The following is a 15,553-nucleotide window of genomic DNA, read 5'->3' as shown; positions in this document are numbered from 1 at the left end:
GAGCGCAGGATGAACCGCAACGCAATGCCATTCCTTCTGCCCATGCTGGCGTTGTCGCTGGCAGGCTTCCTCGTGCCACTCGCTTTGCTCGGGGTCTTCAGCCTCGTCGATACGGCCGGCGCGCCGACGCTGGAGAACTATCGCCGCCTGTTCGCCGACCCATTCATCCTCAGCGTCCTCGTCGATACGCTGGGGCTCGGCGCGAAGGTGGTCGCGCTGACGACGCTGATCGCCCTGCCGATCGTGCTACTCTACTGGCATGCCGGCCCAAAGCTGCGCCGCGTCATCATCTTCCTGACGTTGCTGCCGATGCTGACCAGCAACGTCGTGCGCACCTTCGCCTGGATCGTCATCCTCGGGCGGCTCGGCCCGGTCAGCCAGGCGATGGTCGAGCTGGGCTTCTTTCCGGCCCCCCGGAGCCTGCTCTTCAACGAAACCGCGCTCGTCGTCGTGCTCGCCCAGATCGAGCTGCCGCTGCTCGTGCTGCCGGTGATCGCGGTGATGACCCGCAGCGACGGCAGCCTGGCGGCCGCCGCGGCCACGCTCGGGGCCGGCCCTTGGCGCGTTCTATCGACGATCCTGCTGCCGATGATGGCGCCCGGCATCCTCGCCGGCTGGGTGCTGGTCTTTGCGGGGGCAACCACATCCTACGTCACGCAGTCCGTCATCGGCGGCGCGCGGCTGATCTACCTGCCGCAGTTCGTCTATCGCGAGGTCGGCGTGCTGTTCAATTGGCCGTCGGCTGCCGCAGCCGCCTTCGTGCTGCTGGCCGCGACCAGCCTCGTGATGTTGGCGATGACGGCCGCCTCTCGCCATCCGAGGCTCGCCGGCCATGCTTGACGGACATCGCCCCTCCGACTGGGCCTACCGGCTCTTCGTCTACGGCCTCGGCGGCCTCGCCATCACCTTCATGATCGCGCCCGTGGCGGTCGGCCTGGCGATGTCGTTCACCGCCGGGCAGACGCTGAAATTTCCACCCGACGGGCTGTCGCTACGCTGGTACAGCGCCTTGCTCGACCCGGCACAGTCGGCCCCGATCCATACGGCGATCCTTCACTCCGTGCAAATCGCCGTCCTGACGGTCCTCGGCGCGGTGCTGGTCGCGGCGCCGGCCGCCTACGGCGTTACGCGCCTCAAGCCCGCGGCGTCGGCGGCGGTCGAGCCGCTGATGCTCGCGCCGCTCGTGCTGCCGAGCCTCGTCTATGGCCTGGCGGCGCTGATCGCCTCGGGCCGCGTGGGCCTCAGCCCCTCTTTCGGCCTCGTCGTCTTCGGCCATATCGTCGTCTTCGGCCCGCTGATGTACCGCTCCTGCGCCGCGATCACGCAGCGGTTGGACCCGAGCCTGGAGGAGGCCTCGGCCCTGCTCGGGGTCGGGCCATTCCGGACATTCCTGCGCGTGACCCTGCCGCTGATGCTGCCGGGGATCCTGGCGGGCATGTTCCTCGTCTTCATGCAGTCGCTCGACAACGTCTCGGTGACGCTCTTCCTCGCCGATGCGCGCACCACGGTGCTGCCGCTGCGGATGTTCCAGATGATCGAGGAATCGCTCGACGTCCGGGTCGCGGCGATCTCAGGCGTGCTGATCGGGGCGGTGCTGCTGTGCCTGATCGTTTCCTGGCGGGCACTCGAGCCCAAGCGCCAAGCCTAGCCCTTCGTTTGAATCCCCATCTCTCGCAAGGATCACTCTCGTGACATCAATGCCGCCCGCTGGCCGCCGCATCGAAGCCCTGCTGGCCGATTTCGAACCCGATTTCCAATTCGACGCGCCGTTGCCGCTGCCGCTCGAGGAGTTCGAGGAACGCCTGCGCAAGGTGCGCCGCGAATGCGTCGTGGCCGGGCATGACGTGCTGATCGTCCACACCGACATGATCGGCTGGTTCCACACCTCCAACGCCTATCTGCGCTATCTCTGCGACTGGATGCGCGAGGGAGTGCTGATCGTCCCGATGGACGAGGACAAGCCGCTGACGCTGCTCTCCTTCTTCACCCAGGCGGTCATCCTTCCCCCCGGCGGCGAGCCCGTCCTGGTCGAGGACATCTGGCAGATCGGCGCGATCGGGCGCGAATATGCCGACAGGCCAGGCTCGTCCGTGGTCAAGACGGCGGAAGCCTGCGCCAAGTTGCTGGCGGACATCGTTCCCGCCCGCCCGCAGATCGGCTGGATGGGCGACAGCCGCTCGGGAGAGTTCTTCGGCGTGCTGAAGGAGCTGATCCCGGGCGCTGCCTTCTCCGACGAAAGCGCCATCATCGACCGGATGCAGCGGGTGCGTTCGCCGCGCGAGGTCGGCATGTTCCGGGCCGCCTGCCAGCTGATCGATGTCGGCATCCAGGCGGCCTATCACGTCGCCAAACCGGGCGTGACCGATCACGAGATCTTCGCGGCCTTCACCTATGCGCAGCTCGCGCGCGGCGGTGAATCCGCCGATGGCTACCAAATCGGCGCCAACGCCTTCGGCACCCATTGCGGCAAGCCCTATGGCCACGTCATGCGGGCCGGCGACATCGCCAATCTCTACATCTCCAACGTGACCTTCCGCGGCTACAACGCCCAGACCTCCCGCATGATCGCCTTCGGCGACATCACCGCCCGGCAGGAGCTCGTGCTGTCGGCCTGCGAGGAGGGCGTGAAGCGCGCCGAAAAGCTGATCCGTCCTGGCGCCCTGATGCGCGACATCAACAACGCCGCCTTTGAGCCGATGATCGAGAAGGGCATGCTGACCTCGCCGGAAACCCGCACCATGCCCTACAACTGGAGCACAGCCGAGGATGGCGGCCCGCGCCTGATCAAGCGCCAGCAGGTCAGCGCCCCGGACTGGGAGGCGCAGGGTCGCAAGCTGATGCATGTCTATCCGGCAACGCATGGGCCCCATAATCCCAATATCGGCCATGCGGTCGGCATGGCCGGGGCCGGCAACGCCTTCAACCTCGCCTCCCACAACTACGACCGGCTGGAAGAGGGCATGGTCTTCGTGCTGCATGCGCAATGGCTGGAGCCACTCTCGGCCGGGGCCAATCTCGGCGACTTCTATGTCGTCACGCGAGACGGCTTCGAGAATCTGAGCTGCCATACGCCGCTGGCGACGCACCGCGTTCCGGCCTGACACGCGACATCGGCGCGGTCGTGCGCCCCGCGCCATCAGCGAAAGATCGATCGTGACCGACGCGACAGCAACAGCCTCGCCCGCCGGTGACATCGTCACCTTCGATTTCGCCAGGCTGACGCCGCGCGAGCGCTACAAGCTGCTGATCGGAGCGGTGGTACCGCGCCCGATCGCGCTCGTCACCACGGTCGACAAGGCCGGCATCGTCAATGCCGCGCCGTTCAGCTTCTTCAACTGCCTCTCGGCTGATCCTGCTGTCCTTGCGCTCGGGGTCGAATATCGCCCGACCGGTGCGCAGAAGGACACCGGTCGCAATGTCCGCGAGATGTTGGCCTTCACCGTCAACATCGTCTCGGACGCGCTGGTCGAGGGCATGAATGTCTGCGCCGTGCCATTCGAGCCCGGCATCGACGAATTGGCGCAGGCGGGCCTGACCGCGATGCCCGGCGTCAAGGTCCCCTGTCCCTGGATCAGCCAGGCCCCGGCCGCCTTCGAATGCCGCCACCACACCACGCTCGGCATCGGCAATTCGCGCGAGATCATCCTGGGCGAGGTCGTCTACGCGCATTTCCGGGCCGATACGATCGACCTCGCCAAACTCTATATCGATCCCGTTGCGCTCGACGCCGTCGGCCGCATGGGCGGGCAGGGCTACGCGACGACGCGGGACTATTTCGACCTGCCGACGCTATCCGTCGACGATTGGAAGGCTGATCCGGCACGGGCAAATGCGCGCAAACGGCCGTAGGGTTCGCGTTGAATGCGCGACGTATCGCTTTTGAACGATGATCTTCATATCGGCACTGCGGATTCTTCAGTCGCTCGTGCGGTCTTGCTGAACGCGCTCAGAACCAAGGGCAATCGAACGGACGCGGTGTTAGACCTCCCGTTGTCGAGCCCGGAATCGGACGTTCCCAACGTCTGCTAGGGGCCATTAGCAGTCTGACGGCCTAAAATGAGCGGCTACGCCCTCAAAAATCTCATTCGGATGGTACTGAAAACTCGCGAATTTATCGCGCGAGAATTGGCCTAGAATCGTTATTTTTTGACCGTGTCACATGGTATCGAATTGACGTCAATCTCGGTAACGCATTGTAAATCCATAATTTTTTGATATGCGCTGGCTGCATATCGGTCTCATTTCTGTGAGATTCGAGCCAACCTCAGTCTCATCGGGAGCGAGACAGTCTCATCGGGAATGAGATCCGACAATGAGATCCGACAACGGCGCCGCAGCCTTTTCACTGCAGCTTCATGACCTGGATCACCGCCGGCATCATGATGACGATGAACAGAACCGGCAGGAAAAAAAGGATCATCGGCACCGTCAGCTTCGGCGGCAGGGCGGCTGCCTTCTTCTCCGCCTCCATCATGCGCTGGTCGCGGCTTTCCTGCGCAAGCGTCCGCAGCGCCGTGCCGACCGGCGTACCGTAGCGCTCGGCCTGGATCAGAGCGGTCGAAACCGATTTGACGCCTTCGAGTCCGGTTCGAGCGGTCAGATTCTCGTAGGCCTGGCGACGTTCCGAGAGATAGGACAACTCGGCCGTACAGAGCGCGAACTCCTCGGCCAGCGGCACGGACTGACCGCCGATCTCGGTCGAAACCTTGCGAAAGGCATGCTCGATCGACATGCCGGATTCAACGCAGATCAGCAGCAGGTCGAGGGCGTCGGGAAACGCCGTCCGCATCGAAGCCTGGCGCTTGGCAATCTGGTTCGAGAGGAAGAGTTCTGGCGCCTTGATGCCGAGATAGGCGCCGCCGATCGCCATCGCGATCCTGATCAGGACCGACTTGCCGAAGTCATTGACGACGAAGACATAGAAGAGAGTGAACAGAAACAGGCCGACCGGCATCACCAGGCGGAAGAACAGGAAGGTGACCTCCGCCTGCTGTCCGCGATAGCCGGCCATGGCGAGCTGCTTCTTGGCCGTTTCGGTGCCGAGCCAGTCGCCCAGCTTGAACTGATGGACGATACGCCGCATGTACTCCTTCGGCTCCTGGCGCAGCGAGACCCGGTCGCTCTGGCGGTGCAGCCGGTCGCGCTCGCGCGCACGGATCTTCTCACGCTCGGTCGCGACATTCTTCATCCGCTTCTGAAGATTCGAGCCTTCCGTCAGCGGGATCGCGATGGTGAGCACCGTCGCCGCGGCGGCGATCGCGACGAACAGCGCCAACATGAACTGACTGTCGACAGCCTTTTCCGCGATCAGGGAAATCATCGATGCCGCCTCAGATGTTGAAGTTGATCATCTTGCGCATGATCAAGACGCCGATCAGCATCCAGACGGCGCAGCCGACAAGCGCGAACTTGCCCGCCTGGGTGATCCACAGCAGTTCAATGTAGCGAGGACTCGTCAAATAAACCATTCCCGCCACGGCCGGCGGCATACAGGCGATGATGGCCGCCGAGGCCTTGGCTTCCATCGAGACCGCGTTGATCTTGTCGCGCATCTTGCGGCGTTCGCGGATGACCTTCGAAAGATTCCCGAGCGTCTCCGAAAGATTGCCGCCGGTCTTCTGCTGGATCGCCAGCACGATCCCGAAGAAGTTCGATTCCGCGCAGGGCATGCGCTCATAGAGCTTGGCGACGGCATCGCTCAACGGCAGGCCGAGCGTCTGGCTCTCGATGATCAGACGAAACTCGGTCCTCACAGGCTCGGCCGCCTCGGTCGCGACGATGCGAATGCAGTCGTTCAGCGGCAGGCCGGCCTTGATGCCCCGGGTGATGACATCGATCGCATTGGGAAACTCGTTGCCGAACCTCTTGAGCCGGCGGTTCCGGCAGTGCTGCAGGAACCACAGCGGCATGCCGAAGGCACCGATGAACAGGCCGACCAAACCGACGACCGGGCTGCCGCTCAACGTGAGCAGGACGAGGCCGGTGCCGACGGACATCACCGCACTGACGATGTAGAATTTCTTGCGGTCCCAGTTCAAGCCGGCCTGCGAGATGCGCTGTTCCAGCGTCAGCTTGTTGCGCGCGTTCTCGCGATTCTCGATGTCCTTCAGGCTCTGGGCGATCTGGCCGCGCTTGGCTCTCGCCTGCGCCTCGCGGTCAAGGCCGCGGACGGCGACGGGAGCTGCGAACTCCTTGCGGCGCTTCTCGGCGCGGGCTTGGCCGCTCAGCATCGGATAGAACAGCGCATAGGTGACGCCGCCCGCAGCCAGCGTCGCCAGAACGATGACCGCGACGAAACTCAGATCCATGGCCGGCGCTCCGGCTTGCCGACGTCGTCATGCCGCATTGGCTTCGCCCTGCTCGAGCTCGTCGATCGCGGCGGCGAGCCGCTGCTCTTCCCCGTAATAACGCGCGCGCTCCCAGAAGCGCGGCCGGCCGATGCCGCTCGCGCGATGGCGGCCGATCAGCTTGCCGTTGGCGTCCTCGCCGAGGATGTCGTAATTGACGATGTCCTGGGTGATGATGACGTCGCCTTCCATGCCCATCACTTCGGTGATGTGGGTGATGCGGCGCGAACCATCGCGCAGGCGCTGCGCCTGGATGATCACGTCGATCGAGGAACAGATCATTTCGCGCAATGTCTTCGAGGGCAGCGAGAAGCCGCCCATCGTGATCATCGATTCGATACGGCTGAGGCACTCGCGCGGGGTGTTGGCATGGAGCGTGCCCATCGAGCCGTCATGGCCCGTGTTCATCGCCTGCAACAGGTCGAAGGCCTCTGGTCCGCGCACCTCGCCCACGATGATGCGCTCAGGGCGCATACGCAGGCAGTTCTTCACGAGATCGCGCATGGTGACCGCGCCAGTGCCCTCGAGATTGGGCGGGCGGGTTTCGAGACGCACGACATGGGGTTGCTGAAGCTGAAGTTCGGCCGCGTCCTCGCAGGTGATGACGCGCTCGTCGAGGTCGATGTAGTTGGTCAGGCAGTTGAGCAGCGTGGTCTTGCCGGAGCCCGTGCCGCCGGAAATGACGATGTTGCAGCGGACCCGCCCGATGATCTTCAGGATCTCAGCGCCCGGCGGCGAGATCGCGCCGAACTTGACGAGCTGGTCGAGCGTCAGCTTGTCTTTCTTGAACTTGCGGATGGTGAGCGCGGGGCCGTCAATCGCCAGAGGCGGCGCGATGACGTTGACGCGCGAGCCGTCGGCGAGGCGCGCGTCGCAGATCGGCGAACTCTCGTCGACGCGGCGGCCGACCTGGCTCACGATCCGCTGGCAGATGTTCATCAGCTGCGCGTTGTCGCGGAAGCGGATGTTCGTCAGCGTGATCTTGCCGCCGGTTTCGATAAAGGTCCGGGTCGCGCCATTGACCATGATGTCGGCGATGTCGTCGCGGGCGAGCAACGGCTCAAGCGGCCCGTAGCCGAGCACGTCGTTGCAGATGTCGTCGAGCAGTTCCTCCTGCTCGGCGATGGAGAGCACCACGTTCTTCAGCGAGATGATCTCGTTGATGATGTCGCGGATTTCCTCGCGCGCCGACTCACCGTCGAGCTTGGCGAGTTGCGACAGATCGATCGCTTCGATGAGAGCACCGAAGATCATGCTCTTCATCTGGTAGTATTCGTCCGAGCGATGCTGCTCGGGCGCAGCTGGCGGTGGAGCGCGACGGGTTTCGGTCGCGAGCGCCTGCGGCTCCGGCTGACGCGCCGAAGGACTGGCAGCGGCTGGCGTCTTCAGTGCCAGGGCCGGCGCGACTGCTCCGCCTGGGGATCGCTTTCCGAACATCTCAACCCTCTTCCGAGCCCGCTAACGCGGCGGCGTATTCCATAGCCCGACCCTGGTCCGGAGGCGCGGCATCACTCAAGCCTTGCGGCGCAGCTTGGCGACGAGCGGTTCGAACAGACTGCGCTTGCCGCGCTTGGCCTCGCCACGGCCGGTGAGGCTGCTCGCGATCTGCACGAAGGCCTCGGCGACCTTGCCGCTGGCCTGCACCTCGGCGATCATCTGCCCGTTGTTCGCGGCCGTGCCGAAGAGCTGCGCGTCGAAGGGAATCGATGTCAGCACGTCGACGCCCAGCGCCTTGGAGAATTCGGCTGCATCGATTTCCGGGCGCTTGGGCATGCCGACCTGGTTCAGCACCAGCCTCGCCCCCGAGTCGTTGGGTCGGTTCGCGCGAGCGAGGTCGATCAGGTTCTTGGCATTCCGGAGCGAAGCGAGCTCCGGCTCCGCGACCACGACAATCTCGTCGGCATTGATCAGGACACGCCGGACCCAGCCGCTCCAGACATGCGGCACATCAAGGACGACGCAGGGCACGGTGGCGCGCAACAGGTCGAAGAGCTGCTCGAAAGCGTCCTCCGGCAGGTCCAGAGTGCGATCGAGCACGGCGGGTGCCGCCAGCAGGGCCAGATTGTCGCTGCAGCGGGAGAGCAGCCGATCGAGCATGTTGGCATCGAGACGCTCGGGCGCGAAGACGGCCTCGGCGATGCCCTGCGGCGGATCCTGATTGAAGTCGAGCCCGGCCGTGCCGTAGGCGATGTCGAGATCGACGATCACGGTGGAGGCATCGAGATTGCGCGCGATCGCCCAGGCGACGTTGTGCGCGACGGTCGAGGCACCGACGCCACCCTTGGCGCCCATCACCGCGATGATGCGGCCGAGATTGCGGGCGCCAGGCGCGACATAGAGCTCCGAGAGCGTGCGCAGCACGTCGAGGGTGCTCAGCGGCGCGATCAGATATTCGCTGACGCCGCGGCGGATCAGGTCGCGGTAGAGCTGGACGTCGTTGACATGTCCGATGACGACGACCTTGGTGCCGGGGTCGCAGCTCTCGGAGAGCATGTCGAGATGGGCGATCAGGCTGGCCGGATCGGAAACCGTCTCTAGCACGATGATGTTGGGCGTCGGGGCGGCGCGGAACGCCTCGACGGCCGCGGCAGGGCCGCCCATCTGGACGCGCGCATGCGCCTTTTCCATGCGCCGGTCGGCGATGGCGGCCTGCATGGTAGCGGCAACGGCCGGCGTCTCGCAGAAGGCCTGCAAGGTAATGCGCGGGAGCGGCGCGACGACGTCCTCGGCCGCCGCATCGCCGGGTCGGGTCTCGAAGTCCTGCCCGGCGCTCATCATCGGCCTCCGACGGTCGAGTTGATCTGCGGGGTTTCCTGCCGATACTGGGTCGAGGGATCCTTGCCGTCGCGGATCTTGGCGATGGCGCCCATGCGCTTGGCGATGTCGGGCCGGCCCTCGCTGCGCGAGCGGACGAGATCGATCGGATCGGCGACCTGGGCCGCCAGAGTCGCCTGGCTGGAGCAGCCGAAATTCCAGTATGGCTCGTTCGACATGTCGTCCTTGAAGCTCGACACGCCGGTGTCGGCCGGCCATTGCCCGCAATCATGCGGCACGCTCGCCTGCAGCGAGGCGAAGGTCAGGCGGATCGGCGAGGCAAGGTTCGGATCGGCGACGGGATAGGTCCTGACCGACAGCGCATGACTCGAGACCCCGCCGCGCGCCAGGGCCGAGCGGATGCCGTTGAGGGTGTCGTGCGCGGCCATTTCGCGCCGCGCTCCCGTGGGCACCTGGGCAACCAGGCCGCCCTTGCCGGAACGACGGTATTCCCTGGCGAAATCCGCGACATCCTCCGATTGGCGGGCGTCGAGGCCGCCACCCGAACGGCCGACGAAGACATCCAGCGATCGCGGCGCGTCGCGCAGCACGATCGGGTGGCGCTCGCGCACATCGACCGGCACACCGGACTCGGCGAGGTCCCGCTTCTGCGCGCAGGCACCGAGCAGCGCCGCCGCGACAAGGGCGATACCGAGGCCCGCGGGCCGGACCTGAGTCTTCTGCTTCGATCGAGCGATCATGGTCTCGCCATCCCTTGCGTCAAAGCCCCGGCCATCAGTCGGCGATGAAGCCGACGCGGCCCTTGTAGGCCTGCGGTACCGGCCCGCCGCTGGTTCCGTAGATCTTGTTCAGGCGCCCGAGCAGGATAGCCTGCGCGTCATGGGCATCGACGAAGCCGTCATCGGGTCGCTGGACCTGGTTGGGCTCCATCGGCTTGGCGATATAGGGCGTCGCCGTGATCATCAGCTCGGTCTCCTCGCGCTGATAGTCGCGCGAGCGGAAGAGCACGCCGATGATCGGCAGGTTCATCAGGCCCGGAAAACCGTTCAGCGAGGATTTGGAGACGCGCTGGATCAGGCCGGCGGTCGCCAGGGTTCCGCCCGAAGGCAATTCGACCGTCGTGTCCGACTTGCGGACGCGGAAGGCCGGGGCGTTGACGACCTGCTGGCTGCTGTTGCGGGTGTCGCTGAGGCGCAGCTGATTCTCGAAGTCGAGTTCCGTCACCTCGGTGGCGATACGCATGCTGATCTTGTTGTCGGACAGCACGATGGGCGTGAAATTCAGCGCGACACCGATCGGACGATACTGGATGCCGAGCGTGCAGAGGCCGGTGCCGTCGCAGGAATAGCCGCTGGGGACGGGAACCTCGCCACCCGCAGTGAACTTGGCGCTCTCGCCCGAGATCGCGGTGACGGTCGGCTCGGCGAGCACGCGGGACAGGCCCGCGCGTTCGAGTGCGCGAAGCGTGAAGTTGGTGGAATTGCCGATGCCGGCGGTGATCGCGGTCGCGGACAGCGCCTGCGGCTGCAAAGGCAGCGGGTTATCGATCGTGGGCGTGATCGAGAAATTGCCGAGCTTCCATTCGCCGGTCGAATTGATGCCGAGCTGCTTGATCGCCTTGCGCGAAACCTCGGAGACCACGACCTTGACCATGACCTGGTCGCGACCGCGGATCGTCAGCGAATTGATGACTGCGCCCTTGCTCGAGGTGAACAGGCCAGACGACACGCCAACGAAGGCGTTGGCGATGTCGACGGCCTGGGTCGCCTCGGAAGCGTTGGCGACGTTGCCGACGAGGAGGATCGAGTTACCGGCCGGCTTGACCTCGATCTGGGCCTTGGGCATTGCGGTCCGCAGCGTCTGGCGCAGCACGTTCAGGTCACGCCCGACCTCGATCTCCAGCGCTGTGATCTGGCGGCCCTCGCCGTCGATGACGAACATCGAGGTCGAGCCGTCGGCGATGCCGATGATGAAGAGCTTGCGGGCCGAGCGGACGACCGCATTGGCGACCTTCGGGTTGGCGACGAAGACCTCCTTGGCGTCGCGCGGCAGCTCGACGATCAGCGAGCGGCCGATCGAGAGGTCGAGCTTGCGGGCGATGGCGTGCTCGCTGGTGCCGACGTTCAGGACCGGGGCCGGAGCGCTGGTCTGGGCCGCTGCGGGGCCCGACAGGGCCAAAGCGAGAATGGCGCAGAGGACGAGACGTTCCCGGCTCACTGGTTCGCACTCCTCATGGTGACGCCGTATTTGACGATCGTCATGGCCCCTTCGGCCGTGGGGCCCGCCGCGACCTGCCCCGCATCCTTGAGGCTGCGCAGCGAGAGCGACAGCGTGCCCATCTTCTGGGCCCGGAACAGCGTCTCGGCCTGGCCCGGTTCGACTTCAAGCGTCGCGGTCTCGCCGATCACGACCTTCTCGCCGTTGCGCTCCTGGACGTTCTGGCCGATCGCCAGCACGCGCAGGTTCCGCAGGATCGTCTCGCTCAGGAACGCATCGCCCTCGCCCTCGACGGCGGGGCCCTTCACAGTCACGATCACGTCGACGCGGTCATTCGGCAGGATGAAACCGCCGGCCGTATTGGCGCCGCGGCTGTCGGTCGAGATCGCGACGGCGCGCATGCCCGATGGCAGCACCGCCGACAGGAAGCCCGTCCCATCGGTCTTGATCAGCTTTTCGCGCCTGATCGGCTCGGAGGCGAGCATGCCGTAGCGGACGACTTGGCCGGTGAGTTCCTGCTCGGCCTGCGCCGCCTCGTCCTTGCGGACCACGCCAGCGGGCACGCTGGCCAGCGGCCAGTCGAGCCAGCGAAGGTCGGCCGCGGCGACGACGTTGCCGACCGGGAGGTCGGCGGCGGCCACCAGAACCGGCACCGTCGGTGCCGCCTCGATCCGCGCGACCGGCGCGGGGGCCTTTGAAGGCCTGCTGATCAGCATGGCCGCGCCGACACCGGCTACCAGCGCAACCAGGAGAATGATGATGCGGGCGGGACTCATTGCGACTGACCCTCAGCCAAACCGAGTTGGCTCTCGACGAGGATCGTGCTGCCGGAATCGTCAACTTATGGTTAATCGGACGTATCTTTTTTTTTGCGTCCGAGGCGGTCCGAGACCTTGTCGTCCCGCGATCAGAGCCCCATTGCGGCGCGCCAGAGCGCGCTGTCGGGCAGGACGAGCAGGGCGGCGAAAGCGAGCGCAATGCCATATGGCACACCCTCCTTCGGCGAATGCAGGCGGCGCGCCCAGGACCAGCCGGTCGCCACGGCAGGCAATGGCCCGGAGCGCAGCTTGAGCAGGACGAAAGTCAGAACGCCGCCGCCGAGCGCGGCCAATGTCAGATAGGGCATGAGCTGATCGAAGCCGAACCAGAGAGCCGTCACAGCCGCCAACTTGGCGTCTCCGCCGCCGATCCAACCTGCTGCGAACATGCCGAAGCAGATCACGAGCACAAGACCGCCCGCTGCGAGATGCCAGCCGAGTTGAACCCAGCCGAGGCCAAGGGTCGCGGCGCAGACCACGAATGTCGCGAGCAGGACGAGGCAGAGCCGGTTGGAGATCGTCATCGAGACGAGGTCGCTTGCCGCCGCATAGGCCATGGCAGCCGGAAAGACGACGAGCAGGGCAATCAGCGGAAGCGACATGGACAGCCCCTTGGGGATTGCGGCGTGATGGGTGATCCTCGCGCAGGCGCCTCACCAAAGCCTTACCGCAAATGGAAGATTCCGGTGTGCAGAGCGCGTCACTGGAATCAAAACGCCCCGGACTAACCGGGGCGTTTCGTTGGCAAGGTGCGGCGCGCCTGCGGCGTCTGGCACCGAAATCTCACTGGAGGGCAGTGTTGATCTCGGTGAACCGGGCGATGAGGCTGTTGCCGACGGTCGTCCAGATGGTGATACAAGCGACGGCGATCAGGGCGGCGATCAGGCCGTATTCGATGGCGGTCGCGCCGGATTCATCCTTGGCGAAGCGAGCGAACATCTTGGTCATGTGAAACTCCTTTTGAACCACGGTTTGACGGCTGCCTTTGCTCTGAAGCGGCTTCGGTCAGCGACAAATGCACGTTACAACGCCCCCCTTGCCGATCAGTTAAGGCGATCAAAGAATTCATTCGATCTCGCAGACATCGATTCGATGGTTAACGTCAAATTTACATCATCATCTAAAGCAGAAATCACAAAACACGAGTTTCAGTAAAAGTAAATCTCAATATTTTTAGCACCTAATCTCACAATTGATCCGTTACTTCATAGCGACTGGACGTCCGGCCAGCGTCCTGCGATCGAAACCTGTCTCTGCGTCACCGCTTGCGAGCCACGCTCAAACCCATCGGCGCGATCAGATTAGGATTTGATTCATCATTTTGCGCTTTCCTGCCGATGTCGGAAATCTTGAGGCATCGCCATGTCCACTCTCTCGGCCGCGGCACGGCTCGCCGGCCCACGCTCGTCCTGGACGGAAGCGGCGCTTGCCGCGGTGGCATGCGCACTGATCCTGGCCGCGAGCCCGATGCCGGCCGGTGCCGCGCCGCAGGCGACCAAGATCGACAGCGTCATCGTCATGGTCGACCATGCCAAGGTCGTCCGGCTGCCGGAAAAGGCGCAGACCGTGATTGTCGGCAACCCAGCCATCGCGGATGTGGCCGTCCAGAAGAACGGCGTCATGGTGGTGACCGGCAAGAGCTTCGGCGTCACCAACCTGATCGCGCTCGACGCGGGCGGCGCGCTGCTCGCGGAATCTCTCGTACGCGTGGGCGCGGATTCCGACTCCGTCCTGACAGTGCAGCGCGGACTCGAACGGGAAAGCTATTCCTGCACCCCGGTCTGCCAACCCTCCGCGCAACTCGGCGACGCCCAGAAGTATTTCGGCGAGGTCGGCTCCCAGGCCACGACCCGCAGCGCCAACGCATTGGGCGCCACGAAGCGCTGAAGCGCAGCCTTGCAAGGTAAATCATCGCCTAACGGCCCCTCGACCGGATCCGGTGAGCCCCTAACGGATCGGAAATTGTTTGGCACTATGACTCAAGCCGTCATCGGGACCGATGCCGTGCCCGACGACAGCCAAGGTGAGAGCCGGCTCGACGCCCAGCGGCATGGACCTGCGAAGCGACAACCGGACCCCAGACTGCATGACTGATCCCTCTCCGATGGATGTTGCAGACGGGACGGTGGCCAGCACGCCCCGCGCACTCCCCGCGCGGCTTCGGCTGCTGTCGCGATTCAGACGCGCGCAGGAAGGCGCGACGGCCGTCGAATTCGCCTTCATCTCGATCCCATTCTTCATGCTGCTCGCCGCCATCCTCGAGACGGCGATGCTGTTCTGGACCAGCCAGGTTCTCGAAGAGGCGGTTTCGCAGACGTCGCGCCGACTGCTGACCGGCGAAGCGCTGACGCGGTACACCGGGAGCAGCGCAGCCAATACCGTCGCGTTCCGCAATGACGTCTGCGCCAACTCGCCGGCGCTCGTCGATTGCTCGAAGCTCGTCATCGACGTTCGGACATATTCTTCCTTCGCCGGCGCCAAAGCCGGCGTCGATGGTAGCAATCCGATCACGGCCGGGGGCCTGAACACGACCGGGTTCGGCTACAATGCCCCTCAGCCGCAGCAAATCGTCGTGGTACGCGCCGTACTCGAATATCCGCTTTATTTTACCGCCTGGAGCGCCAGCCTCGTCAATATCGGCTCCGGCCGGCGCGGGATCGTCGCCACGATGGCGTTCCGAGCCGAGCCGTTCAACGCGCCCGCGACATGAGGTTCATGATGACGCGTGCCTTCTCACCGAGCCGCAACCGGGCGGTCCTGCGCCGCCTGGTCCGGCGACTGTGCAGTAACACGCGCGGCGTCGCGGCCGTCGAGTTCGCGATGATCCTGCCGGCGATGCTGGCGATCTATTTCGGCATCGTCGAGACCGGCCAGGGCGTCATGATCGACCGCAAGGTTACGCAGCTGACGCGAGCGCTGGCAGACCTGACGGCCCAGGCAAGCACGATTTCCAACACCGAGATGAGCAACATCTTCGACGCCGCGCAGACCGTGATGATGCCGTACACGCAAGTGGCGCCGAAGATGTCGGTCCATCATATCGTCATCGACAGCGCCGGCGTCGCCAAGGTCTGCTGGAGCGAGCAGCGCAATTCGACCAAGCTCGCCCGCGGAACGACCGTTTCGCTGCCGGCGGATGTACGCATTCCCAACAGCTCGATCATGATGGCGCAGGCGAGCTACGACTTCACGCCCGTCGTCGGCTGGATCATCAAGGGCGGCGCGATCACGATCGGCGGCGATCCGATCTATATGCGCCCGCGCCTCGGCAAGGCCGGCGGATCCGCCAGCATCGAGCAGGTCGAGCGTTCCAGCGTATCGATGTGCCCGGGCTTCAGTTGAGAACGCCCGGGCCCGCTCGGACGTTTCAACAAGCTCTGCCGGTTCAGCAGGATT

Annotated in this window: 16 protein-coding genes; 7 read left to right on the top strand and 9 right to left on the bottom strand. The window is 64.9% G+C overall.

What is annotated here, in order from left to right; translation table 11 throughout:
• Positions 1 to 9: 9 nt before the first annotated feature.
• The 4 genes from AC1RMY_RS25355 to AC1RMY_RS25340 are packed head-to-tail and all read left to right on the top strand — an operon-like array spanning position 10 to position 3,849.
• Positions 10 to 840, top strand: coding sequence for an ABC transporter permease (locus AC1RMY_RS25355; protein ID WP_492869340.1), 831 nt, complete (start codon positions 10 to 12; stop codon positions 838 to 840).
• Positions 833 to 1,648 (top strand): ABC transporter permease, encoded by an 816-nt coding sequence (locus tag AC1RMY_RS25350; RefSeq protein WP_492869338.1) that lies wholly within the window; start codon positions 833 to 835, stop codon positions 1,646 to 1,648. Before AC1RMY_RS25355 ends, AC1RMY_RS25350 begins: the two co-directional genes overlap by 8 nt.
• A gap of 49 nt (positions 1,649 to 1,697) precedes the next feature.
• Positions 1,698 to 3,101, top strand: a complete 1,404-nt coding sequence (locus AC1RMY_RS25345) for a M24 family metallopeptidase (RefSeq protein WP_492869369.1) — start codon at positions 1,698 to 1,700, stop codon at positions 3,099 to 3,101.
• Between the two features lie 52 nt (positions 3,102 to 3,153).
• Positions 3,154 to 3,849 (top strand): flavin reductase family protein, encoded by a 696-nt coding sequence (locus AC1RMY_RS25340; RefSeq protein WP_492869336.1) that lies wholly within the window; start codon positions 3,154 to 3,156, stop codon positions 3,847 to 3,849.
• Positions 3,850 to 4,342: 493 nt separating this feature from the next.
• On the opposite strand, the gene AC1RMY_RS25335 is transcribed toward AC1RMY_RS25340, so the two are convergent.
• From AC1RMY_RS25335 to AC1RMY_RS25295, 9 genes are all read right to left on the bottom strand, one after another.
• Positions 4,343 to 5,320 carry a type II secretion system F family protein gene (locus tag AC1RMY_RS25335; protein WP_492869334.1) on the bottom strand — a complete coding sequence of 326 codons (978 nt, stop codon included), beginning with the start codon at positions 5,318 to 5,320 and terminating at the stop codon, positions 4,343 to 4,345.
• A gap of 10 nt (positions 5,321 to 5,330) precedes the next feature.
• Entirely contained in the window at positions 5,331 to 6,308 is a 978-nt protein-coding gene (locus AC1RMY_RS25330; protein WP_492869332.1) for a type II secretion system F family protein, read from the bottom strand.
• A gap of 27 nt (positions 6,309 to 6,335) precedes the next feature.
• Positions 6,336 to 7,784: a TadA family conjugal transfer-associated ATPase gene (locus tag AC1RMY_RS25325; RefSeq protein ID WP_492869330.1), complete on the bottom strand. Its 1,449-nt coding sequence runs from the start codon at positions 7,782 to 7,784 to the stop codon at positions 6,336 to 6,338.
• A 75-nt stretch (positions 7,785 to 7,859) separates the two neighbouring features.
• On the bottom strand, positions 7,860 to 9,125 hold the full coding sequence (locus tag AC1RMY_RS25320; RefSeq protein WP_492869328.1) for a CpaE/TadZ family protein: 1,266 nt from the start codon (positions 9,123 to 9,125) through the stop codon (positions 7,860 to 7,862).
• On the bottom strand, positions 9,122 to 9,862 hold the full coding sequence (locus tag AC1RMY_RS25315; protein ID WP_492869326.1) for a CpaD family pilus assembly protein: 741 nt from the start codon (positions 9,860 to 9,862) through the stop codon (positions 9,122 to 9,124). The genes AC1RMY_RS25320 and AC1RMY_RS25315 overlap by 4 nt, the downstream gene beginning before the upstream one ends.
• 34 nt (positions 9,863 to 9,896) lie before the next feature.
• Positions 9,897 to 11,339 carry a type II and III secretion system protein family protein gene (locus AC1RMY_RS25310; protein WP_492869324.1) on the bottom strand — a complete coding sequence of 481 codons (1,443 nt, stop codon included), beginning with the start codon at positions 11,337 to 11,339 and terminating at the stop codon, positions 9,897 to 9,899.
• Positions 11,336 to 12,115: a Flp pilus assembly protein CpaB gene (gene cpaB / locus AC1RMY_RS25305; RefSeq protein WP_492869322.1), complete on the bottom strand. Its 780-nt coding sequence runs from the start codon at positions 12,113 to 12,115 to the stop codon at positions 11,336 to 11,338. The genes AC1RMY_RS25310 and cpaB overlap by 4 nt, the downstream gene beginning before the upstream one ends.
• Before the next feature lie 131 nt (positions 12,116 to 12,246).
• Positions 12,247 to 12,759 (bottom strand): A24 family peptidase, encoded by a 513-nt coding sequence (locus AC1RMY_RS25300; RefSeq protein ID WP_492869321.1) that lies wholly within the window; start codon positions 12,757 to 12,759, stop codon positions 12,247 to 12,249.
• Between the two features lie 181 nt (positions 12,760 to 12,940).
• Positions 12,941 to 13,105 (bottom strand): Flp family type IVb pilin, encoded by a 165-nt coding sequence (locus AC1RMY_RS25295; RefSeq protein WP_492869319.1) that lies wholly within the window; start codon positions 13,103 to 13,105, stop codon positions 12,941 to 12,943.
• A 414-nt stretch (positions 13,106 to 13,519) separates the two neighbouring features.
• Here AC1RMY_RS25295 and AC1RMY_RS25290 point away from each other — a divergent pair, with 414 nt between their 5' ends.
• The 3 genes from AC1RMY_RS25290 (at position 13,520) to AC1RMY_RS25280 (ending at position 15,499) form a co-directional block, all read left to right on the top strand.
• On the top strand, positions 13,520 to 14,044 hold the full coding sequence (locus AC1RMY_RS25290; protein ID WP_492869317.1) for a pilus assembly protein N-terminal domain-containing protein: 525 nt from the start codon (positions 13,520 to 13,522) through the stop codon (positions 14,042 to 14,044).
• A 238-nt stretch (positions 14,045 to 14,282) separates the two neighbouring features.
• Positions 14,283 to 14,867: a TadE/TadG family type IV pilus assembly protein gene (locus AC1RMY_RS25285; protein ID WP_492869316.1), complete on the top strand. Its 585-nt coding sequence runs from the start codon at positions 14,283 to 14,285 to the stop codon at positions 14,865 to 14,867.
• Positions 14,868 to 14,872: 5 nt separating this feature from the next.
• Complete coding sequence (locus tag AC1RMY_RS25280) at positions 14,873 to 15,499, top strand: TadE/TadG family type IV pilus assembly protein (RefSeq protein WP_492869314.1); 627 nt, start codon at positions 14,873 to 14,875, stop codon at positions 15,497 to 15,499.
• Positions 15,500 to 15,553: the final 54 nt, after the last annotated feature.

This window comes from Allobosea sp. GW822-FHT03F07 (assembly GCF_058801345.1).
The sequence above is the reverse complement of the archived record's forward strand: the minus strand, read 5'-3'. Positions and strand labels throughout refer to the sequence as shown.